The organism is Streptomyces sp. ISL-87, from assembly GCF_018614095.1.
Classification (GTDB): domain Bacteria; phylum Actinomycetota; class Actinomycetes; order Streptomycetales; family Streptomycetaceae; genus Streptomyces.
In genome coordinates this window covers 1-24,154 of sequence record NZ_JAGGOY010000082.1, presented here as the reverse complement: position 1 = coordinate 24,154, position 24,154 = coordinate 1, and the positions used below count along the sequence as shown (strand labels likewise).

At 70.6% G+C, this 24,154-nt stretch carries 19 protein-coding genes and 4 pseudogenes; 15 read left to right on the top strand and 8 right to left on the bottom strand.

What is annotated here, in order from left to right; translation table 11 throughout:
• The first annotated feature begins 212 nt into the window (after positions 1-212).
• Both J7I97_RS28440 and J7I97_RS39685 read left to right on the top strand, forming a co-directional pair.
• Positions 213-686: a hypothetical protein gene (locus tag J7I97_RS28440; protein WP_214940311.1), complete on the top strand. Its 474-nt coding sequence runs from the start codon at positions 213-215 to the stop codon at positions 684-686.
• Positions 687-957: 271 nt separating this feature from the next.
• Positions 958-1,083 carry a hypothetical protein gene (locus tag J7I97_RS39685; protein WP_285441199.1) on the top strand — a complete coding sequence of 42 codons (126 nt, stop codon included), beginning with the start codon at positions 958-960 and terminating at the stop codon, positions 1,081-1,083.
• 197 nt (positions 1,084-1,280) lie between these two features.
• Here J7I97_RS39685 and J7I97_RS28430 read toward each other — a convergent pair.
• Both J7I97_RS28430 and J7I97_RS28425 read right to left on the bottom strand, forming a co-directional pair.
• Positions 1,281-1,460 (bottom strand): annotated as a pseudogene (locus tag J7I97_RS28430) (IS630 family transposase); the annotation flags it as partial.
• A gap of 518 nt (positions 1,461-1,978) precedes the next feature.
• Positions 1,979-2,875: an NAD-dependent epimerase/dehydratase family protein gene (locus tag J7I97_RS28425; protein WP_214940308.1), complete on the bottom strand. Its 897-nt coding sequence runs from the start codon at positions 2,873-2,875 to the stop codon at positions 1,979-1,981.
• A 149-nt stretch (positions 2,876-3,024) separates the two neighbouring features.
• On the opposite strand from J7I97_RS28425, the gene J7I97_RS28420 reads away from it, so the two are divergent.
• Positions 3,025-3,987, top strand: a complete 963-nt coding sequence (locus tag J7I97_RS28420) for a GlxA family transcriptional regulator (protein WP_214940306.1) — start codon at positions 3,025-3,027, stop codon at positions 3,985-3,987.
• Positions 3,988-4,031: 44 nt separating this feature from the next.
• Here the strand turns inward: J7I97_RS28420 and J7I97_RS28415 are convergent, their stop codons facing one another.
• The 3 genes from J7I97_RS28415 to J7I97_RS28405 are packed head-to-tail and all read right to left on the bottom strand — an operon-like array spanning position 4,032 to position 7,677.
• The gene (locus tag J7I97_RS28415; protein WP_214940303.1) at positions 4,032-6,380 is read right to left on the bottom strand and encodes an FtsX-like permease family protein; all 2,349 of its coding nucleotides are present in this window, start codon (positions 6,378-6,380) and stop codon (positions 4,032-4,034) included.
• 2 nt (positions 6,381-6,382) lie between these two features.
• Complete coding sequence (locus J7I97_RS28410; RefSeq protein WP_214940300.1) at positions 6,383-7,174, bottom strand: ABC transporter ATP-binding protein; 792 nt, start codon at positions 7,172-7,174, stop codon at positions 6,383-6,385.
• Complete coding sequence (locus tag J7I97_RS28405) at positions 7,171-7,677, bottom strand: PadR family transcriptional regulator (RefSeq protein WP_214940298.1); 507 nt, start codon at positions 7,675-7,677, stop codon at positions 7,171-7,173. The genes J7I97_RS28410 and J7I97_RS28405 overlap by 4 nt, the downstream gene beginning before the upstream one ends.
• 168 nt (positions 7,678-7,845) lie before the next feature.
• On the opposite strand from J7I97_RS28405, the gene J7I97_RS28400 reads away from it, so the two are divergent.
• The 10 genes and pseudogenes from J7I97_RS28400 (at position 7,846) to J7I97_RS28355 (ending at position 18,951) form a co-directional block, all read left to right on the top strand.
• A complete protein-coding gene (locus J7I97_RS28400) occupies positions 7,846-9,120 on the top strand; it encodes an ABC transporter substrate-binding protein (RefSeq protein WP_214940296.1) in 1,275 nt (424 codons plus the stop codon).
• Positions 9,121-9,348: 228 nt separating this feature from the next.
• Positions 9,349-11,034: a glycoside hydrolase family 13 protein gene (locus J7I97_RS28395; protein WP_214940294.1), complete on the top strand. Its 1,686-nt coding sequence runs from the start codon at positions 9,349-9,351 to the stop codon at positions 11,032-11,034.
• Between the two features lie 122 nt (positions 11,035-11,156).
• Positions 11,157-12,491, top strand: a complete 1,335-nt coding sequence (locus tag J7I97_RS28390) for an ABC transporter substrate-binding protein (protein ID WP_214940318.1) — start codon at positions 11,157-11,159, stop codon at positions 12,489-12,491.
• 11 nt (positions 12,492-12,502) lie between these two features.
• Entirely contained in the window at positions 12,503-13,849 is a 1,347-nt protein-coding gene (locus J7I97_RS28385; RefSeq protein ID WP_214940292.1) for an ABC transporter permease subunit, read from the top strand.
• A complete protein-coding gene (locus tag J7I97_RS28380; RefSeq protein ID WP_214940290.1) occupies positions 13,846-14,850 on the top strand; it encodes a carbohydrate ABC transporter permease in 1,005 nt (334 codons plus the stop codon). The genes J7I97_RS28385 and J7I97_RS28380 overlap by 4 nt, the downstream gene beginning before the upstream one ends.
• 324 nt (positions 14,851-15,174) lie before the next feature.
• Positions 15,175-15,339 carry a hypothetical protein gene (locus J7I97_RS28375; protein ID WP_214940288.1) on the top strand — a complete coding sequence of 55 codons (165 nt, stop codon included), beginning with the start codon at positions 15,175-15,177 and terminating at the stop codon, positions 15,337-15,339.
• Between the two features lie 344 nt (positions 15,340-15,683).
• Positions 15,684-15,912 (top strand): annotated as a pseudogene (locus tag J7I97_RS28370) (transposase); the annotation flags it as partial.
• A gap of 8 nt (positions 15,913-15,920) precedes the next feature.
• Complete coding sequence (locus tag J7I97_RS28365; RefSeq protein ID WP_308369429.1) at positions 15,921-17,348, top strand: ATP-binding cassette domain-containing protein; 1,428 nt, start codon at positions 15,921-15,923, stop codon at positions 17,346-17,348.
• Entirely contained in the window at positions 17,345-17,770 is a 426-nt protein-coding gene (locus J7I97_RS28360) for an NUDIX domain-containing protein (protein WP_308369430.1), read from the top strand. Before J7I97_RS28365 ends, J7I97_RS28360 begins: the two co-directional genes overlap by 4 nt.
• Positions 17,771-17,976: 206 nt before the next feature.
• Positions 17,977-18,951, top strand: a complete 975-nt coding sequence (locus J7I97_RS28355; RefSeq protein WP_308369431.1) for an MFS transporter — start codon at positions 17,977-17,979, stop codon at positions 18,949-18,951.
• 46 nt (positions 18,952-18,997) lie between these two features.
• On the opposite strand, the pseudogene J7I97_RS39005 reads toward J7I97_RS28355, so the two are convergent.
• Positions 18,998-19,256 (bottom strand): annotated as a pseudogene (locus J7I97_RS39005) (transposase); the annotation flags it as partial.
• Positions 19,257-19,258: 2 nt separating this feature from the next.
• Between J7I97_RS39005 and J7I97_RS28350 the strand changes: the two are divergent.
• Positions 19,259-19,772 (top strand): annotated as a pseudogene (locus J7I97_RS28350) (IS5 family transposase); the annotation flags it as partial.
• A 12-nt stretch (positions 19,773-19,784) separates the two neighbouring features.
• On the opposite strand, the gene J7I97_RS28345 reads toward J7I97_RS28350, so the two are convergent.
• Positions 19,785-20,864: an RICIN domain-containing protein gene (locus J7I97_RS28345; protein ID WP_214940282.1), complete on the bottom strand. Its 1,080-nt coding sequence runs from the start codon at positions 20,862-20,864 to the stop codon at positions 19,785-19,787.
• Positions 20,865-20,972: 108 nt separating this feature from the next.
• Positions 20,973-21,404: a GNAT family N-acetyltransferase gene (locus tag J7I97_RS40040; RefSeq protein WP_308369432.1), complete on the bottom strand. Its 432-nt coding sequence runs from the start codon at positions 21,402-21,404 to the stop codon at positions 20,973-20,975.
• 524 nt (positions 21,405-21,928) lie between these two features.
• Between J7I97_RS40040 and J7I97_RS28335 the strand changes: the two genes are divergently transcribed.
• Positions 21,929-23,683, top strand: coding sequence for a VCBS repeat-containing protein (locus J7I97_RS28335; RefSeq protein ID WP_214940280.1), 1,755 nt, complete (start codon positions 21,929-21,931; stop codon positions 23,681-23,683).
• The last annotated feature ends 471 nt before the right edge of the window (positions 23,684-24,154 follow it).

Sequence of the window (24,154 nt, the reverse complement as noted above, 5' to 3'; positions counted from 1 at the left end):
AACTATCGCGTCCCGGCTCACCGTAACTCAGGGTCACCGACCGGCTTGTCGCCAACTACCGCTCAAATCCGCCAACCATCGATCAACGCCACAGCCGGAAGAAGGACGAGTGCTCCCTCGTCGGCTCCGGACTCTGTCCACAGGGCCGCGATCCGAGCATCGGTTCCGAAGCTGCCGCGATCAGCGGGGCGGCCCGTACATGAGGAGTCCCTATGCCCGAGACCACCACCATGCCGCTCGCCCCGATGACTCCCCACGCGGTGATGAGCGCCTTCAACTACCTCCGGGCGGTGGAGGCTGGCGACACCGAAGCCGCCGCCGAGTTCGTCGCTGCCGAGCCGCGTATGCCCGCGCTGCTCCTGGAGGTCGCGGAGCGCATCGTCATCCCGGTCACCAATCTGCCCGGCCAGGACCAGGAAGAGGTGCCGTGTGACGCCTCGTTCGCCCTGTTCGAGCTGGGGATCTGCTTCCTGGGCACCCTGCGGTCCTGGCACGAGCAGGATGGTGCCGAGGCGGCTGCGGGCATCGCCCTCGCGGTCATCCGCTTCACCGCGCAGATCCTCACCCAGGGCCACGAGGACGTGGTCGACGTCTTGCACCAGTTGAACGCTGTCGCCCTGGGCCAGGCGATGGAGGCGCACCCCGCACCGGCCGGTGCGCGCACGGTGCGCATCACGACCGTGTAGTGAGCCTCCGCCAACCTGAAGCCGCAGGTCAAAGGGCTGGTGTGACCGGTGCTGTGGGTACTCGTGCTGGTCGTGGGCGGGAGTCCGCGGAGAAGATCGTCTGTCAGCGGTTGACCTAGAGGTTCGTCAGGACGAGCAGGGCGCGCAGGAGCTGGGTGGCGCGGGCGGGATCGGTGCGGAGCTTGGTCAACACGCGCCAGTTCTGGAGACGCTGCGGAACTGGATACGCAACTCAGGGGCCGGCCGTGGTCAGGGCCGGGCCGAGCAGTCCGTGCAGCCGCAGTCACCGCTGGAGGCCGAGCTCGCGGCCGCGCGGAAGAAGATCCGCGAGCTGGAGGAAGAGCGTGACATCCTGCGCAAGGCCGCCCGGTATTTCGCCGGGGAGACGCGCTGGTGAACCGCTTCCAGTTCGTCCCGGTCGGGGTACCGCTCCCTGATCGCGTGGACGTTGTCCGCCATCTGTGCGGCGGCGTCCTGGAGGTGGCGCAGCTGTTCGGCGGTGAGTTCCTATTGCGACGCCCAGCCGTCCAGCAGGCGCTGGTACGCCTGGCGGCGGGGCGGCCGCGGCTCACTGCGACCCGCCTCCCAGTTCTTCACGGACTGGGTTGTGGCATGCAGGGCCTGCGCGAGCCGGGCCTGGGTGATCCCGGCCGAGGCCAGCAGCATCATCGCCCGCCGGTAGCGCACCGAACTCGTACTGCCCCGACGCACAATCCTCTGTAACTCCTGGCCCTCATGCCCCGTCAGTCCCCGAACCCTGACCGGCTCCGCCACCACGCCTCCCCGAACCTCGGATGTCGACTCACATCCAAACGGTCCGGACCGTGCCACCGCCAACCCGGTGAACCTATGCGGTCAGAGCACTAACGAGCTCGTTAGGTTGCGTCTCTCCGATCATGATCAAACCTAGGTTCGCGTCATGCGTTGAGCCAGGCGGTCGCTGGCATCTCGGTCCGATCGTGACCTCGCTTCGGGTGCCCGCGAGAAAATGGTAGCCATGTGCCGAGGGCTTCGGCACGGCCGCCTGATCGCGGCGAACGACCTGCTGAACCGTGTCCGGCGGGGTCGACGCGCGGCGGCTCGGTGGCCTGGGCGTCATCGGGCCTGGTGGCAGGCCAGCAAGTCACGGGTGAGCTGGACGAGCATCCGGATGTGCTCCCATGCCTCGCAACGGGTTGACCGAGGTGGTGTCGAGACGCTGTGTTGCGTCCTCTTTCTGTCAGCCTCATCGGCAGTTTCGACACCCGTCCGGGCGTAGGCGGGCCGGGAGCCCCGGCCCGCCTACCGCAGCATCAGGCCGCCAGCGCTTCGTGGAGCGTTGAGGGCTTAAGCCCGAAGGTGTCGCGGATGTCGCTGTCGTCCACGAGGAACGGACGCTCGGACATGTAGCTCATCTCGGCGAACTCCCGCCACAGTGGATCAGTGAAGGACAGGAGCGTCATATCCCGTTCGGTGAGCGGCTCCAACCGCGGTTCGGGCGCTCCGTGCAATTCGGCGAGGTCGGTCGCGGCCTGGCGCAGGGTTGTGGTGATGACCGGGGCGTGCCAGGCCCTCCCCCAGGCCCGCTCGTCGGCGCCGACCGCCACCAGCGCTGCCGCGACGTCCTCGGTGTACGAAAAAGAATGCGCCGCATCGGGGTTGCCGTGGACGAGAGCCAGTTCGCCGTCGAGGACCCGGGGCGCGACCAGCAGCGTGAAAGCTGAGACCGCGCCTGGGCCCAGGTACTGGCCGGCTCGCACTTCGGTGACCCGCAGCCGCCCTTCGTCGTGGGCATTCTTGGCCTGCCGCCACAGCTCGGCCCGCACCCGGCCTTTTCGGGTGTGTGGGGCCATCGGGGTGCGCTCGGTCACCGCCCCGGTGGTCTGCTGGTAGCCGTAGTGGTTGCCTAGGATCACGTAATCGGCCCCGGCCCGCTCGGTCGCGGCAAGGATGGACGCGAACAACGGCGGCATGGTCTCCGGCCAGGTGTGGTAGGCGGTCATGGCGGCGTTGAAGACCGTGGTCGCTCTGGCCAGTGCCGCGGCCAGCTCGTCAGTGCGGCCCGCGTCCAGAGCGATCCGTTCAATGCCGGGGTGCTCCGGGCCGCTGCCGCTGCGGGTGATGAGGCGGACCCGCTTGCCGCTGTCGGCCAGTTGCCTTGCGGTGGCGATCCCCGTCGCGCCTGCTCCGATGACGACGTGTTCAGCCATGACGTTGTCTCCGTTTTCGCCAAGAGGTGGAACGTTTCCCTGAAGGGGGGAACGTGGTTCGCGGTGGGCCCGACCGCTCGCTCAACTCTGCCGTGCGGCCGCCGGATAGGGTCAGTGGCCTGAATGCCACGAAGTCCAAGGATCTAGCCATGCATCGTGTCGCCGTCCTGGCCGTCCCTGCGGTCAAGCCCTTCGACCTGTCCATGCCGTCCGCACTGCTCGGCGCCGCCGAGCTCGGCGGACGCCCCGGCTACGAGGTGACGGTGTGCACCGCCATGCCCGGCACGGTCGCCGCCTCCGGTGGCATCGAGGTGGTGATCCGACACGGCCTTGAGGCGGTCGCGGCGGCGGACACGGTGATCGTTCCCTCGACCGCTAGCCGCCACCACGCCGAGCCGGCCGCGCTGGACGCCTTGCGGGAGGCGGCCGCCGCGGGCAAGCGCATTGCCTCGATCTGCAGCGGCGCCTTCGTCCTCGCCCAGGCCGGACTCCTCGACGGCCGTGCTGCCACCACCCACTGGGCCCTGGCCGAGGAACTGCAGCGCGCCTTCCCTGCGGTGCGCGTGGAGGCCGACCGGCTGTTCGCCGAGGACGGACGGATCGTCACCGGTGCGGGCTCGGCCGCCGGGATCGACCTGTGTCTGCACCTGATCAGCTCCGACTACGGCGCGGCCGCAGCCAACGCGGCGGCCCGCGCCGCCGTCGTCACCCCGGTGCGCCACGGCGGGCAGGCGCAGTTCGTGCAGACCCCGCTACCGGCCACGACCGACTCCTCGCTGGACACGGCCCGCACCTGGGCGCTGCAACACCTGGACCAGCCGATCTCTCTGAACGACCTGGCCGGTCAGGCCAAGGTCAGTGTGCGGACCCTGACCCGCCGATTCACAGCCGAGACCGGCGTGACCCCGTTCCAGTGGCTGCTCCAGCAGCGGCTGCTGCGGGCCCGTGAGTTGCTGGAAGCCACCAACCTCACCGTCGACCACGTGGCCGCCCGCAGCGGCCTCGGCTCCGGGGAGTCGCTCCGCCAGCACCTGAGCCGCCAGATCGGCATGACCCCGGCCGCCTACAGAGCCGCCTTCACCCACCGCCCGAGCGTGAAGACTGGTCAGTGACCGAGCGGGCAGGACCCGTACGGAGCGAAAGGCAGGTAACGCGGTCAGAGCGTTTCGCTCAGCGAGTCCGCAAGCCTCCGCCGCGCCGTCCGTGTCGCCGGCACCATCGCCGCCGCCACCGCACCCAGCACCGCCCCGAAGACCACTGCCAACAGCACCGGCATCGGAGGCAGTTGGGCGATGCCCGCGCCGATCCCGCTCGACGCGCCCTGCATGTCGACCAGCCAACTGCCGGACAGCACGCCCAGCGTAGTCCCCACCACGGCGGATGCCAGCGCGGTCAGTCCGGCGGCCGTCACGATCATCGAACCGATCTGCCGGGGCGTCAGCCCGATCGCCTTCAGCGCGAGCAGGTCCCGGCCCCGGTCGCGTACGCCCGTGCTGATCAGCGTCAGCAGTTCGGTCAGCCCGATCAGCGCCAGCACCGCGATCAGGGCGGTGATCACTCCGCGCGCCGGTTCCAGCCGGTCGACCGGATTGGGCGTCTCCCGGACCTCCAGCGTTCCGCCCGCCGCCACGGCGAGCGCGGCGCTCACCGCCCGGGGGTCCGCGCCCTTGCGCAGCACCAGTGCGTGGAAGTCGGGCCGTAGCTCCGGATCGCGATCCCGCAGCACGTCGATCGTCGTGGTGATCACCCGGCCGCCGGATTCGGGTTCGATGGTGCGGCCGACGAGGTGCAGGATCTGCGGCCGTCCCTCGACGGTCATCCGCACCCACTCGCCAACGCGCACCCTGAGGAGATCGAGCAGTCCTTGCCCGGCCACTGCCTCGTCCGGACCGCCGACCGCGCGCCCTTCCACCACCTTCGACGGATACGGGTCCCGGGCCGTACCCAGCCCGCGGAGTGTGATGGTGCCGGTCTGCCCCGGGACGAGCGCCGCCATCTCCGCGCCCGGATGGACCGCGGCGATGTCCGGGATCGCCGCGAGGGTCTTCTCCAGCTCCGCGTCGGACGACGCCGCGGGCTGTTCGGCCCGTACGGTCAGCGCCGCGGGCAGTCCCATCCGCGCCGGCTCGCTCCGGAACTGGTCCAGCGTCGACCACGCGACGAGCGCGACCGTGATGAGCACCAGCGGCAGAGCGAGCCGGGCCACCGGTACGAGCGTCCGGCCGCGTCGCGGGAACGCCGCACGCCACCCCAGGACCAGGGCGGGAGGCACCCGTATCCCGAGAGCCCACCGGCCGAGTGCGGTCATCGGCGCGGCCGAGGGCAGCGCCGCGCGGGCCACCGGCACGGGTGGCACCCGTCCGGCCCGCCAGGCCGAGAGCCCGGTGGCAGCCGCGATCAGCAGCACCGCGCCGCAGGGTATGCCGATCATCAGCGCGGTGTGGCCCGGCAGGTCCTGCCACACCGCCGCCGCCTCCCCGATCCGCCCTGGTAGCCGGGCGCCCAGCAGGGCGATCGCCGCCGTGCCGAGAGCCACGCCGAGGAGCGCGAAGGCCAGATGCTGCACGAGGAAGCCGCGGGTCACCTGGCCGGGGGTGAAACCGACGGCCTTGAGGATCGCGATGTCCCTCAGCTGGGCGCGGACCCGGGCCCCGATCGCTCCGGACGCGGCGAGCGCCGCCGAGAGCAGCGCACCGAGCCCGAAGACGGCGAACATCTGCCCGAGGAGCCGGTCGTCGCCTCCCGCCTCGGCCCGTGCCTGCTGCCACTTGGTGACCTGGGCCACCCGGTCGGCACCGAGGGCGGTCACGGCGCGCTGGACGATGAAGTCGGTGTCGTCGGGATCCTCCAGGCGCAGGCCCACGCTCTGCCCGGTGTCTCCGTGGGCGATCTCGTCGAGGGTGCCGGAGAGCACCCAGCCGATGCCGGGCCCGCCGCCCGGGTGGTAGCGGGGCTCGGCCACCTCGGCGATCCCGCTCACCTGCAGTTCGTGCGGGGCGCCGTCCGGCCCGGTGACCCGTACCGCGTCGCCCGGCTCCGCCCAGAGCGCCCGCGCGACCGAGGCCTCCAGCACGACGGCGCCGGTGCCGGCACCTGCCCCGTCGCCGTCGCGGGCGCCGTCCTCCGGCCGGGCGAGCCAGCTGCCGGCGGTGACGAGCGGCCGCCCCGTTTCCGGGGGCGACACCGGGGCCGCGCGCAGGGTCACCTCGACCCGCGCGCCACGCGACTCGACCGTCGTCGCCGCCGTGCGGTAGGGCCCGGAGAGGGCTGCGACCCCGTCCACGCCGGACAGGGCGGACGTGTCCGCCCCGGCGCGGGTGTGCAGCCAGATGTGCGCGCCGTGGGACTGGTTGAAGACCCGCTGCCAGGGGTTCGCGGCGTAGCTGAACAGCGCGCCGGCCAGCAGAAGCGAGGCGATGATCCCGGCGCTGGCCAGCACGACGAAGAGGGCTTCGCCGCGATGTGCGCGGAAGTCGGCGTGCGCCCAGCGCAGAGTGGCCCGCACAGTCACTCCTTGGGTTCCAGTTCCAGGTCCAGTACGCCGGAGACGCCGCGCGCCAGCCCGCGGCGCGCGTCGGCGCCGAGCTGCGCGTCGTCGGCTATGCGCCCGTCGAAGAAGCTGATGACGCGGTCGGCGGCACTGGCCATCCGAGCGTCATGGGTGACCATGATGATCGTCTGGCCGCGCTGGTGGAACCGGGAGAGCAGTCGCAGCACCTCGCGGGTGCCCTTGCTGTCGAGGCTGCCGGCCGGTTCGTCGGCGAGCAGCAGTGTGGGGTGGTTGACCAGGGCGCGGGCGAGCGCGACCCGCTGCTGTTCACCGCCGGACAGCTCGCCGGGCATCGACCGCTCGCGGCCTTCGAGGCCGAGTTCGGCCAGCAGTTCGGCGCGGGATTCACGGGCGGCCTTCGGGGAGGCGCCGGCGAGCAGGGCGGGCAGTTCGACGTTGTCGGCGACGGTGAGGTTGGAGACCAGGTTGAAGAACTGGAAGACGACGCCGATGCTGCGGCGCCTGAGGACCGCCCAGCGGGCCTCGCGGTACTCGTCGACCCGCTTGCCGCCGAGCCACAGCTTCCCGCTGTCGGGCCGCTGGAGGCCGCCGATCAGATGCAGCAGCGTGGACTTGCCGGCTCCGGACGGCCCGGTGACCGCGACGAACTCGCCCGGCTGGACGGACAGGTCCACCCCGCGCACGGCATGCACCGGCATCCCTTCGCCGTAGTGCGTCTTGGTCAGGCCCTCAGCGCGCACGATGGGCACGATGGGCACGGCAGGAGCGGTGGTGGCGTCGTCGCTCATTCCAGCTCCTCCTGACAGCGTTCCAGCCAGTCGAGGTCGGCCTGCAGATGCAGCATGGCGCCCTCGATCAGCAGTTGGGAGATCTTGTTGTCGCGGTCTTCCGCTGCGGCCAGCTTGGACAGGTCCCGCATGGTGTTGAGGTACTGCCGCCGCTGCTTGTTGATCAGCGCGACCGGATCGGCCAGACCCGATTGCGGTGCGAGTGCGAGCTTCATGAAGAACTCGTCCCGTACCCGGGGCTCCTCAGCGGTGTCCTCGAACCAGGCCAGCACGGCCTCGCGCCCGGCGTCCGTCAGCCTGTACGTGCGCTTGTTGGGCCGGCCCGACTGCTCGACGTCCTCGCCTTCGATCAGGCCGCTCTTCTCCAGCCGGCCGAGGGTGACATAGATCTGGCCGACGTTGGGCTGAGGGTACGCGGCGCCCAGGAGCTTCTCAAGGTCCTGCTTCAGCTCGTAACCGTGCGCGGGGCTACGGGTGAGGAGTGCAAGGAGCGCCAGCCGCACTGGCTCCCCCTCCTTCCCGCTCCGTAGTCAACTGTTCACTCACCAGCGGACCGAGTGGCGCCGTCGCCCGACTTGTCTGCCTGGACGTCTAGTATCGCCCATGCCTAACGGGTATACATAGGCCACCATGGTCGGCGGCGCAGCCGAATCGCGCACTGGGAGGAATCTATGCGGTGGATGCGTGCCGCGGGTAGAGCTCTCCTGGTCGGGGCGGTTGTACTGGCGGGGTACGCCGGTTTCGGCGTCCGCGCCGACACGGGCGCGGCCTCCGAGGGCCGCGGCCCACTGACGCTCGTAACGGCGGGCGATCTGACCGACTACCTCTCCCCGCTCCTCGACGACTGGAACGCCGCCCATCCCGGCGAGCGCGCCACGCTCGTCGAACTGCCCGACTCGGCCGACGAGACCCGCGCCCAGATGATCAGCGAACTGCGATCGGGCCGCGCCCGGTTCGACGTACTGAACATCGACGTCGCCTGGACGTCCGAGTTCGCGGCGGCCGGATGGATCTCCCCGCTCGAGCGTGACCGCTTCCCCCTTGACACCTTCCTGCGGCCGGTCGTCGACACCGCGACCTTCGACGGCCGGCTGTACGCGGTCCCGTACGTCACCAACGCGGGACTGCTGTACTACCGCAAGGACATCCTGGACCGGGAAGGCGAGAAACCGCCGCGCACCTGGGCCGAGCTGGTCCGCCAGGCACGCACGATCGCTCCGGAGTACGGACTGGACGGCTATGCAGGCCAGTTCCTGCCGTACGAAGGGCTCACCGTCAACGTCACCGAGGCCGTGCACTCGGCGGGCGGTTCGATCCTGCGCGACGACGGCGACCGGGTGACGGTCGACTCCGACGCGGCGCGCGCCGGACTGCGGTTCCTCGCGGACGGTGTGCGGGACGGCTGGATCTCCCGCGACGCGCTCCGCTACAAGGAGGAGGAGTCGCGGCAGGCGTTCCAGGACGGCCGGCTGCTCTTCCTGCGGAACTGGCCGTACGTGTACGCGGACGCCGGCGCGAGCGGGTCGAAGGTCGCGGGCCGGTTCGGCGCCGTGCCGCTGCCCGGAGCGGACGGGCCCGGCACCAGCGTGCTGGGTGGCTCCAACCTGGCCGTGAGCAGCCATGCACGGCATCCGGCGTCGGCGGCCGATCTGATCTCCTATCTCACCAGTGAACGGGTCCAGCGGCAGGTGCTCACCGAGGGCTCGCTGCCACCGGTGCGCGCGGCGCTGTACGAGGACCCCGAGCTGATCCGCGCGTATCCGTACCTGCCCACGCTGCGCCAGAGCGTGCTGTCGGCGGTGCCGCGCCCCAAGAGTCCGCGCTACGACCAGGTGAGCCTCGCCGTGCAGGCCGTGGCGCAGGACGTGATGGCGCTGCGCCAGACGCCCGAGCAGGCGGCGGCGCGGCTTGCGCGCGAACTCGGGGCCATCTCCCGCAAGGGCTGATCGCACTCCTGCGCTCCTGCGCTCCTGCACTCCCCCAAGGGTCTCTACTTACATGTTAAGTAGAGACCCTTAGTCGTACATCTGGACACTTCGGCGCAAACCACCCCAGCTTTCCACTGTTTCTGGACACATCGTTGACATCTTCCAGTCGCTGCTACTTAACATGCATGCATAACAGCGCACCGATCCGGGGCGCTCTCGCATTCAGCAGAAACAGGTCGACGCGAGATGCTCAGCACCCTTCCGGCCGACACCGGCCATCCCTCCCGCAGCGCCAGCACCACATCTGCCCCCTGGTGGCGCGACGCGGTGATCTACCAGGTCTACGTCCGCAGCTTCCTCGACAGCACCGGGGACGGCATCGGCGACCTGGCCGGCGTACGGGCCGGGCTCCCGTACCTGAGGAAGCTCGGCGTCGACGGTATCTGGCTCAGCCCCTTCTATCCGTCGCCGCAGCACGACCACGGCTACGACGTCGCCGATTACTGCGGTGTCGACCCCGTCTACGGCGATCTCGCCGAGTTCGACCGGCTGGTGGCCGACGCCCGCCGCCTCGGGCTCAAGCTGCTGCTCGACATCGTCCCCAACCACTGCTCGCGCGAGCACCCGTGGTTCCGCGACGCGCTCGCCGCGGGGCCGGGCAGCGCGCCGCGCTCCCGTTTCCACTTCGCCCCCGGCCGCGGACCGGACGGGGCCGAGCCGCCCAACAACTGGCGCGCCATGTTCGGCGGTCCCGCCTGGAGCCGGATCACCGAGCCCGACGGCACCCCCGGCGAGTGGTACCTGCACCTCTTCACGCCCGAGCAGCCCGACCTGAACTGGCGCAACCCGACCGTGGGCGACGACTTCGAGCAGGTGCTGCGCTTCTGGCTGGACCGGGGCGTCGACGGCTTCCGCATCGACGTCGCCGCCGGACTCTTCAAGCACCCCGAGCTGCCCGACTCGGACGACCCCGGAGCCGACGAGCGCGCCCGCGACGCCGTCAACCAGCTGGCCTGGAACCAGCCCGAGGTCCACGACGTGTGGCGCCGCTGGCGCTCAGTGTGCGAGGAGTACGCCGCCCGGGACGGCAACGAGCGACTGCTGGTCGGCGAGGTGTCCGTACCGACCGCACGCGAACACGCCGCGTACGTCCGCCCCGACGAACTGCACCAGGCGTTCTTCTTCGACCTGCTGAGCGCGCCCTGGAACGCCGACGCCTTCCGCTCGACGATCACCGAGGCGATACGCGACATCGCCGGCACCGGCTCCACCGTCACCTGGGTGCTCAACAATCACGACCAGGTCCGCACGGTCACCCGCTACGCGGGCGAGCCCGGCGTGGAAGGCAGCGGACTGGGAGCCGCTCGCGCCCGCGCCGCCGCCCTCCTGATGCTCGCGCTGCCCGGCGCGGCCTACGTCTATCAGGGCGAGGAGCTCGGCCTTCCCGAGGTCCTCGACCTGCCGGACGAGGTCCTCACCGACCCGATCTTCCACCGCACCGGCAGCCGCAAGCACATCCGGGACGGCTGCCGCGTGCCGCTGCCCTGGTCCGGACACGCCTCCCCGTTCGGTTTCAGCCAGGGCGTCGCCGGCGCCAGACCGTGGCTGCCGCAGCCCGAGTGGTTCGCCGAGCACGCCACCGACCGTGCCCTGGCCGACACCCGTTCCTTCTGGCACCTCTACCGCGAAGGCCTCCACCTGCGGCGCAGCCTCCCGCAGCTCGGCGAGGGCACCCTGCGCTGGCTGGACGCGCCCCCGCAGGTGCTAACGATCACCCGCGGCGACGGCCTGCTCTGCGCGGTCAACTTCGGCACGGAGCCGGTGCCCGCCCCTGTCGCCGGGACCCCGCTGCTCGCCAGCGGCCCCTGCCCCGACGGTGTGCTCCCCGCGGCGACCGCCGCCTGGTGGACGGCAGAGTGCCCGACCCCGTGAACCCGCCGGAGGCCGACGCGTATCCGGCCTCCGGCCCCTGACCTCCTCGTCTCCCGCGCGAAACCCCTTCAAGTGCAGCCAGGCTCCACCGCGCAGTCCCGGACCTCCTCGAAAAGGACTTAATCATGCGACGACCCAGCAAGACGACCCTGCGGACCGCGGCCACCGCGTCGGCGGCCCTCGCTCTCACCCTCGGTGCCACCGCCTGCGGCGGCACCACCGGACCTGCGAGCAGCGGCGAACTGAGCGGCCAGACCGTGACCGTGGCCGGTGTCTGGACCGGTAGCGAGCAGAAGAACTTCAAGAAGGTCCTGGATGCCTTCACCGAGAAGACCGGTGCCAAGACGGTCTTCGTCCCCTCCGGCGATAACGTCTCCACCTTCGTCGGAAGCAAGATCGAGGGCGGCAACGCGCCCGACGTGGTGATGGTTCCCCAGGTGGGCGTGCTCCAGCAGTTCGCCAAGGAGGGCTGGCTCCTCCCCCTGTCCGACCAGGCCGCCAAGACGGCCGGCTCCTCCCTCGCCCCGGTGTGGAAGGACTACGGCACCGTCGACGGCAAGTACTACGGCCTGTACTTCAAAGCCGCCCACAAGTCGACCGTCTGGTACGCCCCCGAGGCCTTCGCCCAGGCCGGCGTCGCCGAGCCCAAGAGCTACGCCGACCTGCTGAAGGCCGGCCGCACCCTCGCCGACTCCGGCCGCCCGGCCTTCGCCATACCGGGCGAGGACGGCTGGACCCTCACCGACTGGTTCGAGAACATCTACCTCTCGCAGGCCGGGCCGGAGAAGTACGACCAGCTTGCCCAGCACAAGCTCAAGTGGACCGACGACAGTGTCGTCAAGGCGCTGACCACCCTCGGCGAACTGTTCAAGGACAAGCAGCTCGTCGCAGGCGGCGCCCAGACTGCGCTGAGCACCGACTTCCCCTCCTCGGTCGAGCAGGTCTTCGGCCCCGAGCCCAAGGCGGGCATGGTCTACGAGGGCGACTTCGTCGGCGGAGTCGCCAAGGACCAGTTCGGCAAGAAGCTCGGGGAGGACGCCAAGTTCTTCCCGTTCCCCGCGGTCGACGGCGGCTCGACCCCGGTCGTCAGCGGCGGTGACGCGGCCGTCGTCCTCAAGGACGGCAAGAACAGCAAGGCCGGCATGAAGCTGCTCGAATTCCTGGCCGGCTCCGAGGCGGCCGAGGTCTGGGCAGGCGCGGGCGGCTTCCTGTCCCCGAACACCGAGGTCGATCTCGCCTCGTACGGCGACGACACCACCCGCAGCACCGCCAAGTCGCTGGTCGCGGCGGGCAACTCGGTCCGCTTCGACATGTCGGACCAGGCCCCGGCCTCGTTCGGCGGCACCAAGGGTGCGGGCGAGTGGAAGCTCCTCCAGGACTTCCTGCGCGACCCGTCGAACCCGCAGGGCACGGCCGCGGAACTCGAGGCCGCTGCCGCCAAGGCGTACGGGAACTGAGGCGGCCCGCCATGGCTGAGACCCTGACCGCTGACACCCTGACCGCCCGCGCCGCGGCGAACCCGCGGCGCCGGGCCCAGCGAAGGAAACGCCGCCTCGCGATCGCCTTCGTACTGCCGGCCCTGCTGCTGCTCGGCGCGCTGGTCGTCTACCCGGTCGTCTTCTCCTTCGGCCGCAGTCTCTTCGACGCCAGCGGCGACCGCTTCGTCGGAGCAGGGAACTATGCGGCGATCATCCACGACCCGGCCACCCTCAAGGCGATCCGCAACAGCACCATCTGGGTCGTCGCCGCCCCTCTCCTGCTGACCGGACTCGGACTGATGCTGGCCGTGCTCACCGAGAAGGTACGCTGGGCGACCGCGTTCAAACTGGTGCTCTTCCTGCCGATGGCCGTGTCCTTCCTCGCCGCGGGCATCGTCTTCCGGCTCACCTACGAGCAGGACCCGAACCGGGGCGTGCTCAACGCGGTCGTCGTCGGCGTCCACGACACCTTCGACGACACTGCCGCCTATCCGACGGCCCGCGCCCGCGAGGGCCAAGGCCTGACGGGCAGGGCGGGCGGCCCGTACAGCACCGGGGAGACCGTACGCCCCGGCGGTTCGGTCAGCCTCGGCCTCGTCGGGGTGGCACCGGACGCAATGCCCGTCGGCGCGAAGGCCGCTGCCGCCGCGACGCCCGGCGCGGACGGAATCGGGGGCGTCGTCTACCTCGACTTCGCCCCCGGCGGCGCCGGCACGCCGGGCAACGTCGACCCGGGCGAGAAGGGCCTGCCCGGGATGACGGTCGAGGCCGTACGGGACGGCCGGGTGGCGGCGACCGCAACCGCCTCCGACGACGGTTCGTTCCGCTTCACCGGGCTGGCCGACGGCGAGTACACCGTACGGCTGCCCGCGGCCAACTTCGCGGCCCCCTACCAGGGCGTGAACTGGCTCGGCCCGGCGCTGGTGACCCCCGCCATCATCGGCGCCTACCTGTGGGTGTGGACCGGCTTCGCGATGGTCCTGATCGGCGCCGGGCTCGCGGCGATCCCGCGCGACGCGCTGGAGGCCGCGCGGATGGACGGTGCCAGCGAGGGCCAGATCTTCCGCAGGATCACCGTGCCGCTGCTCGCGCCGGTGCTCACGGTGGTCTTCGTGACCCTGGTGATCAACGTGATGAAGGTCTTCGACCTCGTCTACATCATCGCGCCGGGACCGGTCCAGGAAGAGGCCAACGTGCTGGCCACCCGGATGTGGCTGGTCTCCTTCGGCGGCGGCAACGACCAGGGGCTCGGCAGCGCGCTGAGCGTGGTGCTCCTCTTGCTGGTCGTCCCGGCGATGATCTTCAACATCCGGCGTTTCCGAAGGAGTGGAGCATGAGCGGCCACAGCACCATCGAGCGACAGCCGTCCCGGCGGCCGTCGCGGCGTGCGTCCCGGCGGCCGTCGCGGCGTGCGTCCCGGCGGGCACCCTGGCAGGCGACATCGGTCCGGCCCGTCCCGGCCCCGTCCGCCCCGGCCCCGCGTCGTCGGGGCCGACTGTCGCGCCGGCTGTCGCGCCTGCTGGGCAGCTCGGTCGTCCAGGTCCTGCTGATCCTGGTCGCCCTTGTATGGATTACCCCGCTGGCGGGCCTGTTCCTGTCCTCGATGCGCTCCGAGCGGGACAACGCCTCCGACGGCTGGTGGACCGCGCTCACCGACCCGTCCCAGCTCTCCCTGGACAACTACAGCGCCCTGCTGAAGGACTCCGGCATCGCGGCTGCCTTCGGGAACACCGTCCTGATCTCGGTTCCCACCACCGTCCTGGTCGTCGGCATCGCGGCACTCGCCGGGTACGCCTTCGCCTGGCTGGACTTCCCCGGCCGGGACGGCATCTTCCTGGTGGTCGTCGGACTGCTGGTCGTACCCGTGCAGATCGGGCTGCTGCCCGTGGCCAAGCTCTTCGGCGCGGTGGGACTGTTCGGCACGATCGCCGGCGTCGTCCTCTTCCACGTCGCCTACGGGCTGCCGTTCGCGGTCTTCCTGCTGCGCAACTACTTCGCCGAGATACCGCGCGAGATGCTCGAAGCCGCCCGGATGGACGGCGGCAGCGAGTGGCGGATCTTCTCCCGGCTCGTGCTGCCGCTCGGCCGGCCTGCCATCGCGAGCCTGGCCATCTTCCAGTTCCTCTGGGTCTGGAACGACATGCTCGTGGCGCTGCTCTTCGCGGACAGCGAGTCCCAGCCGCTCACGGTCGCGCTGCAGTCCCAGATGCGGCAGTTCGGAAGCAACATCGGCGTCCTCGCGCCGGGTGCGTTCCTGTCCCTGGTGGTCCCGCTCATCGTCTTCTTCGCCTTCCAACGGCACTTCGTCCAAGGCGTGATGGCGGGCTCGGTGAAGTAAGAGCCCCCGCCTCCGGGCAGACCGCACGCCCTGCTGCCGCCGCCCCCGCCGGGGGACGCGGCCGGCAGGCTTGCGCCGCCTGCCCGGAGGCGGGTCCGGTCGGCCGTGCCTGCCGGATGCGACAGCTGCTGAGCCGGGGCGCGGACGGCGGAGTCCTGGAGGTACACGGCAGCGAGGCCGACCGACGTCCGGCCTTCACGACGTCGACCGCCGCTGACGGAAGCCTGCGTGGGACGAAGCGGCCGCAGTCACGCTCCGCGTGGCTGTGCCGAGCGAACGCCGGGCCGCTTGGGCTAGGACCAGCCCTGAAGGTTCAACGGGGCCATGACCGACGCATTGTGGGACAGGTTCTCCGGTGAAACACAAGCCGAGGTGGACCGCCTCGTCACGCTCCACCGCAACGTGCAGGCGATCGTGTTGCTGCGCGAGCGGTCGGTGAGCCGGTCCCCGGCATTCGCGAGTGCGGTGACCTGCTGGCCCATCGCATGACCGTGCTGGGGACCACTGCGCGCTGAGACCGTCGAGGTGTAGGGCGCGCGGGCCAGGGCTGACACCGTCGTCGCATCCGATAACCCTTTGAGAGCGGGTCGGCCGTGCGGACGACCCCAACGAGGTCGAGCGAGTCGGGGTATGACCGAGTGGGCAAGCACCCAACAGCTGCCCCGCCGGGAGGTCCCACCCAAGGGCTGTCCCGTATAGGCCCGGGCATGGGGGGGACCCTCCGCCTCGTGGTACACCGCTCCGACGCCGTGCGCTGATCCACCGGAGATCACGGGACAGCGGGCACAGCCCTTAGAAGACATCTCATTCGGGCGCTTGAGTGGGCTGCGGGCGTGGTGATCGTGGAGCGTCGCGTGCCGGACGAGTTGTGGGAGCTTGCTCCAGTTGGTGGTGCCGGCGGCGCCGGTACGTCCACAGGGTGGTGGTCGGCGTCGGTAGGGGGACCGCGAGGTGCTGGCGGCGATCGTGTTCGTCGCGACATCGGGATGCACGTGGGCCCAGCTGCCGCCGTGCTTCGGCACGTCCGGGCCCACCGCTCACCGGCGCTTCACTCACCGCTCCTTGTCGTGATGACGCTGCCGAGCGCGTGGAGTTCGCTGACCATCTCCAAGCAGCGCTACATCTCCTTCCACACCTTCGTCCAGCACGCCCGTGCCGGGCACCTGCTCGGGCAGCTCCTCACTCAGCAGGAGGCGGGGGCCGAGGTCCGCGTGCACGCGGTGGGCCCCTTCCTGCTGGGGCACTTCCGGCAGATGGCGGAGACCAGCGAGCGGGAGCAAACCCGCCTGGCCCGGCGGGCCGCCCGCATCGGGCTGATCGCTGACGGCGCCGGCGGGCTCGCGTCCCTCCTCACCTACGGGGCTTTGGGTCTGCTCTTGTGGAGCGGGGCGATGGAGCTGGCCGTGGCCGGCACCGCGGTCCTGGCGATCCGCACGGGCGCGTCCAGCCTCGACGCGCTGGTCCTGCAGATCACCGATCTTCACCAAGAGTCCCTTTTCGTCGCCGACTTCAACAGGCTTTGCGAGGAAGCCGCCCAGCGGGCGATCCCGGCCACCGGCGAAGACCTACCGAAGGACGTCCGGGAGATCCGCTTCGAAAAGGTCACCTTCACCTACCCGGCCAGTGGTAAGGAGGCCATCGAGCCGACACTGCGGGAGGTCAGCCTGACCCTGCCGATGGGCAAGGTCATCGCGCTGGTGGGCGAGAACGGCTCAGGCAAGTCCACCCTGGTCAAACTCCTCGCGGGCCTGCACCAGCCCGACGAGGGCGGCGGCACCATCCGGTGGGACGACGTGGACGCCTCCCGCGCCGACCGGGCGCAGATCTTCTCCCGCGTCGCTCTGATGTCCCAGTCCTTCTTCCGGTGGCCGTTCACCTTCGATGTCAACGTCGCGATCGGCGACCCGGACGATGCCGTCGACGGCACGGCCGTCGAGGCCGCCGCCGAGTTCGCGGGAGCGGGCAAGGTCCTGGCCGGCCTCCCGCGCGGCCGCCGCACCCTGCTCGCACGCGGATACCGCGGCGGACACCAGATCTCCGGCGGGCAATGGCAGCTCGTGGGCATCGCACGAGCCCTGTACAGGCTGTTCAGGACGGCAGAGATCCTGGTGGTCGACGAGCCCACGAGTGCCCTCGACGCGGTCGCGGAGCAGCGGGTGTTCGATCAGATCCGGGCTTTGGCCGCGACCGGCAAGACGATTGTGCTGATCACCCACAGGCTGCATTCCGTGCGTCACGCCGACGTCATCCACGTCATGAAGGACGGGCAGGTCGCCGAGTCCGGGACCTTCTCCGAGCTGATGGACGAGGAGCGGTCTCCGAGCGGGGAATTTCGGACCGCCTACTTGGTTCAGGCCCGCGCCTTCGACCCGGTCATCCCGGTCCAGCCGGACGGCGCCCGCGATCAGCCCTCGAACCTGGACGGGCTCGCTCCCGCGGCCGACACGGTGCCCGGCCCGCGCAGTACCTCGCCGTCCGACCACGAGGAGGCGCGGTGACGCGCGCAACCAGCATGCAGAGCCCCGGCCCTGAGTACATCACCCCCAGCGAAGGCGAGGAGACGTCCGTGCCGCCCAGCCCCTCCGGTATCCGCAAGACCGTCGAGACCTATCTCGCCCGGCACCCGAACGAGCGCGACGCTTTGGCCGGACTGCTTGACGCTCTGGAACGCCCCGTCGACGCGACCGGCCGGAAAACGCTCCCCGGGCACGTCACCTGCAGCGCGGTCGTCATCGGCGGCGATCGCCGCGTACTGCACATCCGGCACCGGGCCACCGGCGGCCTGCTGCTCGCACCGGGCGGCCATGTGGAACCCGGGGACCGCACTCTGCTCGCCGCGGCGCTGCGCGAGGTGGCGGAGGAAGCCGGGATCCCTCCGGGTGCCCTGTGCCTGACGCCTCAGACCCGACTGGGGTGGTGACGTATGGGCGCGGGCCCGCGGAGGCTCAGCTCTCGAAGCTGCTGGGCACCGGACGCGTCGAGGCCCTGAATGCGGTCACTCCGGAGCAGAAGGTCCCGGCGCCTTGCCCTGGGTGTGCCCCCGGAGTGCCTGGAGGAAGTCGAGGGGGTGCCTCGTGACCGCCGCTCCTGACACCCCGACCGCCGCTGCGTCGTTGTGGCGGCACCGTGACTTCCGACCGGTCGCTGATCCAGCGGAGTAACAGCCGGGTGGGCGCGCTGTTCGCGATCGCCGCGACCGGCGGCAGCAACCTCGGTGCCGCGCTGACCGCGCTGCTCGGTCCGGCTCGCGCGTTGCTCGGTGACGTGGGCTCCTACCTAGTCAGCGCCTGGTGCACCGCCCGGATCCAATCCCGCGAGACCACCCCGGCACCCGCCGAGAAGCGCCCGCTGCGAACGGAGATCGCCGAGGGCCTGCGGTACGTGCACGCCGACCAACGGCTGAGCGTGCTCACCTGGGTCAACGCCACCACGTCGTTCGCCTTGGCGCTGCTCAACACGCTGTGGGCGCTCTACCTGCTGCGGGGTCTGGAGATGAGCGCGACCGCCTTCGGAGTGGTCCTGGGGCTCGGCGCCCTGGGTGCGGCCGCCGGCGCGCTGTCCGCGCCGGCCGTCGTGCGGCGGTATGGGCCCGGGCCGATGATGCTCGGCGCGCTCGCCCTCACGCCGCTCACCCAGGTCCCGTTGCTGCTTGCGTCCCCGGGGCTCAGCTGGGAGATCGTGATCGGCGGCGCGCTGTTTCTGCAGCTGGCGTGTGCCGGGGCGGCAGGCACCACCCAGCGCTCGGTCCGGCAGATCATCACCGAGTCCCGCATGCAGGCCCGGATGCAGGCCGTGAGCACCTGGCTGACCTCGGGGGCCAGGCCGCTGGGCGCGCTGCTGGCCGGCGGACACGGCACGTGGGCTGGAGTGTGGCCCGCCCTGACAGTCGGCACCTGTCTGCTCGTGGTGCCGCTCGTGGTCCTGGCCCGTTCGCCGCTGCGCGCCCTGCGGCAGATGCCCGATCCTCGGCCCCGGCCGGATGCCTCGGGCGACGCCGGGGCGCGACCGCCCGCCGGTTCCTGTCCGGTCGTGCCCGCCCCCGGCCCGGCGCTCGCCAGCGACATCGGCCGGAAGGATTCGATGGATGGAGGGACGCCGTGACGCAGCTGAACAGCGGCGGCCCCGACGCGGTACCCACCGTCTCGCCGGGACCTCGGCGCGAGCGGATCGGCGGGATGGCTTCTACTTGGGATCAGGGCGTGGCTGTCGTGGACGTTCGCGCCCGAGATCGCGAGGGACAGAGGCAGACCGGTACGTTCGGTGAGCAAGTGGATTTCCGACCCGTTCTTGCCCCGATCGACAGATTCGAGCCGGCCCCCTGGCCGCAGGTTGGCCCGCATGTTCACCGAGTCGACCGCGCACCGGGACCAGTCCAGCTCGCCCCTGGAACCGAGTTCGTCCAGGATGTGTGTCGTTGAATGATGCGCAGTGGGCGCGGATCGAGCCGTTGTTGCCTGATCGGATGCCTCGGCAGGGCGGGCGTTGGCGTGATCACCGGCAGGTGATCGACGCGATCGCGTTCAAGTACCGCACCGGGACGCGTGCATGGACCTGCCTGAGCGGTTCGGGTCGCGGAAGGGCGCCCACAACCGGCTGCGGGTCTGGGCTGCCGATGGCACCTGGGAACGGAGTTTCACAGCCCTGCTTACTCAGGCCGACGCCGAAGGTGACCTGGACTGGGTCGTCGCGGTCGACTCAACCGTCGTCCGTGCCCACCAGCACGCTGCCGGGGCCCGTCAAAAGGGGCCCCGGCAGGCGAGTCGGCCGACCATGCCCTCGGACGGTCCGGCGGCGGACTGACCACCAAGATCTACCTCGCCGCCGACAGTCACTGCCGACCTCTGGCCTTCGTCATCACGCCCGGACAGGCCGGTGACGCACCCGCATTCACCCAGGTCATGGCCCGCTTACGGGTGTCCAGGCCCTTCAGGAGGTCAGCGGGCGATCGTCCACTGCTGGGCCTTGGAGCCGTCGCAGGTCCACACGCCGAGCTTCTTGTAGTCCTCGTCGTAGGTCAGGCAGTCCTGGTCGCTGATCCGGATCCGGTAGGTGTCGCCGTTGACGTGGACGGCCTCCCACTTCTGTGTCGAACCGCCCTTCCAGGAGGCGACGTTGGCGAAGTAGATGCCCGTGTTCTCGGTGAGGTCCGGTCCGAGGCCGTTGGTGATCCGGTAGCGGCCGCCGCCCGCGTCCGTGAAGGTCCACCGGGAGTTCGCGTCGCCCGGCTTCCCGGCGACCACGGTCGAGCCGGCAGCGGCGCTCGTCGCGACGGCCGCCAGGTTGTTGGCGGTCTTCAGGAACACGGGGGTCCCGATCGGCGGACGGCCGGAGCTCGCGGGCTCGGTCGCCGCGGTGTCGGCGCGGAAGCCGGGGCGGGGGCCGGGGTGGGCGGGGACGCCCGGTGTGACGGGCGTGTCGCCGGGGAAAGGGGTGCTCGGGTTGGGGACCCCGGGAACCACTCGGTCCTCCATCGTGGGGCGGAAGTTCACGGTGGATCCGCTGCGGTCCCACAGGCCGTAGAAGGCCCAGTTGCCCCAGCCGCCGTCGCCCTCGTTGGTGAAGCTGCCGCCGCCGGAGAAGATCCAGATCCGGTAGGTCTGGTCCTCGCGCGAGGTCTCGTCGTTGTACTCCACGTCCGTCTGGAACGCGACGTTCTGCAGGTTCTCCCGGTAGTGGTGGACGAACCACGGGTCGCCGAAGGCGTTCTTGCCCTTGGTGTCGAAGATCATGATGTTGTACTGGCCGCCGGTGTGGTTCGTCAGCATGTCGAGCAGACCCTTGACGAAGTTCTCCCGCGCCAGCTTCTTGACCTGCCCGCTCTGCTGCGCCGCGATGATGCACCACGTCAGGCTTCCGGTGCCGTAGGAGCCCGGCGCCACGGCGCTCGCCGCGTTGCAGTTCTCCTGGGCCGGGTCGACCGAGCCGTCGGCCAGCGCGGGCTGGGCCAGGGCCCCGACCGTGAGGGCACTCACGCACACGGCGGTCAGGGTGGACAGCTTGCTTCTCGAACGCACCGATTCTCCTTCGATGGCGACCGGCACCGGACCGAGACCGGACCGGGCTACGTCCGCCAAGAGCCGTAAAAAACCAGGCGTGATACGTCGACTTCCGGTCAATCTCTTTCAGCCGCGGGCGGTCGGGCGCACGCCTCCCGTCGCGTAGTGCACGTACTCGCGGTGCAGACGGAAGCCGGCCCGCCAGGCGAGCAGGCGGCTCGGGCGGTCGGCGCGTGAGCAGGACCAGCTCGGGACGCGGCCGCGGGCGGGGATGTCCTCACAGAGCGCGGTCACGCAGGCCAGGGCCGGGTGCCGGAGCCGGTGGCCGGAGTCCGCGAGGGCCGCGACGTCTTTGTACCGGCTCCCGAGGACGTACGTGCACGCCAGCGCGAGCAGCCGGCCCCGGCGGAAGGCATCCCAGGCGGCGCCGGAGGCGGCGAGACCACACGGGCCGCCCCAGGTGGCGTGGATCCAGGACGTCGGGGTCCGAGCCCGGCCAGCGCCGGCGCGTCCTCGATAGTCAGCCGCCGTACGGATGTGCCGCGCGGGTGCGACCACACGGGCTGGGCCCCGGGATCTCGTTGCTCGGCTGCCGACTCCATGCCGCCAGCACAGCAGACCCGGGATGGCCCGCACAGGGATTTCCCGAAATCACTACAGGCGGAGGCGGACATCGTCGCTCTGCGGGCCAACTAGAACGCTCAGAGGGGCCAACTACAGGGTTCTGACCGCGCTTCCGTGACGACTACGGCTGAAGGGGGACGCAGGCCGTCGAGCCCCCTACGGACATCCCAAAGCCGATGTCACCCAGCTTTCGGAGGGCGGTGCGCCACGAACCGTTCCACTCGACGTTCCCCATATGTCCATGGGACCGCCCCCCCGACCAGCACGAACCGATCGCCTCGGCACGCCAACTGGGCATCTGGGAAAGGGAGTCGATGCGAGGCGACCCCATGCGTTGTCAGTGGCACGGCGTACGCCGCACGGACGCAAGGGGGAACCGTTCACGCATGGATGCGTGTCTTTCGAGCACACAGCAAGACGTGTCCGGGCATGCCCCGGCTCGATCCTCAGGGGGGATCTTGACTTCATCGCACCGCGGACGACTGCGCGCACTGGCCGCCGGGGGCGTACTCGCCCTGGCCGCCGGCGCTTTCTCGGCCGCCCCGAGCACCGCCGCCCCGCAGCCCCTAGCACCCGCCTCCGCCCTCGCGCGGCCCGCGGCCGCCCCGGCACCGGAGTCGGCCTCCGATGCCGCGCCGCGCCGCGACGGCGGGCACCCGACCGTCGTCATGCCCGGCCGCGCCACGCCCCTCGCGCGGGTGGCTGCCGCGGCCCCGCCGCGGCATGACGTCGACGGCGACGGCCTCAGCGACATGATCACCATGGAGTACGACCAGAGCACGGGCGTCTACCTGTCGTCGATCTCGGCCTGGAGCGACTACGCGATCTACAAGACCGACCCCGAGGCCTCGTTCAAGGACCTGCTGCCGGTGGGCGATGTGGGCGGCACGACCAAGCCCGAGCTGCTCTCCCTCTCCTTCGACGGCGTCCTCACGCTCTACGAGGCCGGCCTGACGTCCACTTCGGCACCCCTGTGGTCCGGCGGCGGCTGGCAGAAGTACAACCGCCTCATCGCCACCGGGGACATCACCGGAGACCGCCACCCCGACCTGCTGGCCCGCGACCACGCCGGCGACCTGTGGCTCTACACGGGGACCGGAACGGTCAGCAAGCCCTTCAACACGCGGGCCAAGGTCGGCTCCGGCTGGGGGATCTACGATCAGCTCGTCGGCGCCAGCGACGTCGACGGCGACGGCATCGGCGACGTCCTCACCCGCACCCTGACCGGCGAGCTGTGGTTCCACAAGGGATCCGGCAGCGCCACCGCCCCGCTCAAGGCCCGCGTCAAGGTCGGCACCGGCTGGAACACGTACAACGTGATCAGCGGGCCGGACGATGTCGACGGCGACGGCATGAGCGACCTGCTCGCCCGCAACCGCGACGGCTTGCAGTACTACTACAAGTCGATCGGCGGAGGCCGGTTCGCCGCACCCGCGTACTTCGGCAGTGGCTATGAACGCAACAAGTTCATCGTCGGCGCGGGCACCACGCAGCTCTACGGCAAGGGTCAGAACCTCATGACCCAGACCAACAACACCCTGGCCAAGTACTACGCCCTGGCTAACGGCGCCTACCTGTCGCCGCCGACCAACGCCGGCACCGAGACGCCCGGGTCCCGCAACACGTACGCCACCGCGCTCAACAGCCACAACCACGCCAGCTACGTGCAGAACATCGGCAGCGACCTGTACATCCGCGGCCAGAAGGTCAGCACGACGTGGAACTACAACCTGATGGTCGGCCCCGGTGACCTCACCGGCGACGGCAAGGGCGACCTGCTCAGCCGCGACTCCGCCGGCGTCCTGTGGCTGCACCCCGGCGACGGCGCGGTGTACACCAAGCTCGGCGCGCGGATCAAGGTCGGCACCGGCTGGAACGCCTACAACGCGCTCGTCGGCGCCGGCGACTACTCCGGCGACGGGCGGCCCGACGTGCTCGCCCGGGACACCTCCGGCCGGCTGTTCCTCTACAAGGGCACGGGAACGTCCACCGCGCCATTCGCCGCCCGGGAGCAGGTCGCCACCGGCTGGAACGTGTACGACATGCTGGTCGTGCCGGGTGACATCGACGGCGACAGCAAGGGCGATGTGCTCGCCCGCCTCCCGAACGGCGACATGTACCTGTACACCTCAACGGGCAACGCCGGCACCGCGACCTTCACCGCCCGGGTGAAGTTCGGCACCGGCTGGAACATCTACAAGAACATGATCTGAGTCCCGCGGCCGCCCGGCGGCCAGTCCGCGATGAGAGACGGCGCGGGCCCGTTCACCGGCACCAGCCGACGGGCAGGCCCGCGTCCGCTGCGCTGCCGTGGCCCGCACGGCCGGCCGTCAGCGCGTCTCCGGCCCCAGCAGGTGGCGGCCGATGACCATGCGTCGTATCCGGCACGGTGCCGTTAGGTGCAGGTGCATTGATTGGGCGGCCGGAAATGGGGCGCGTGTCCAGAAGCAGCCCTCAGCCCGCCCGCATGGAGCAGCCGAAAGGGTGCCTAGCGCAACAGCAGGGCCGGGAAACGCCCCCTTTGGGGCGCTTATGGTGCCCTGAGCGCATAGTTGGCCGGAGGGGCCATCTGGTTCTGACCGCACTTCCGTGAAGGCCGGCCCGGCGCCAGCCCTCAGCGCCCTCGGCGACAGATTCCCGCGCTGCTCAGTCGGTTGCCCAGCGGCTCTCTTGAAAATGACCTG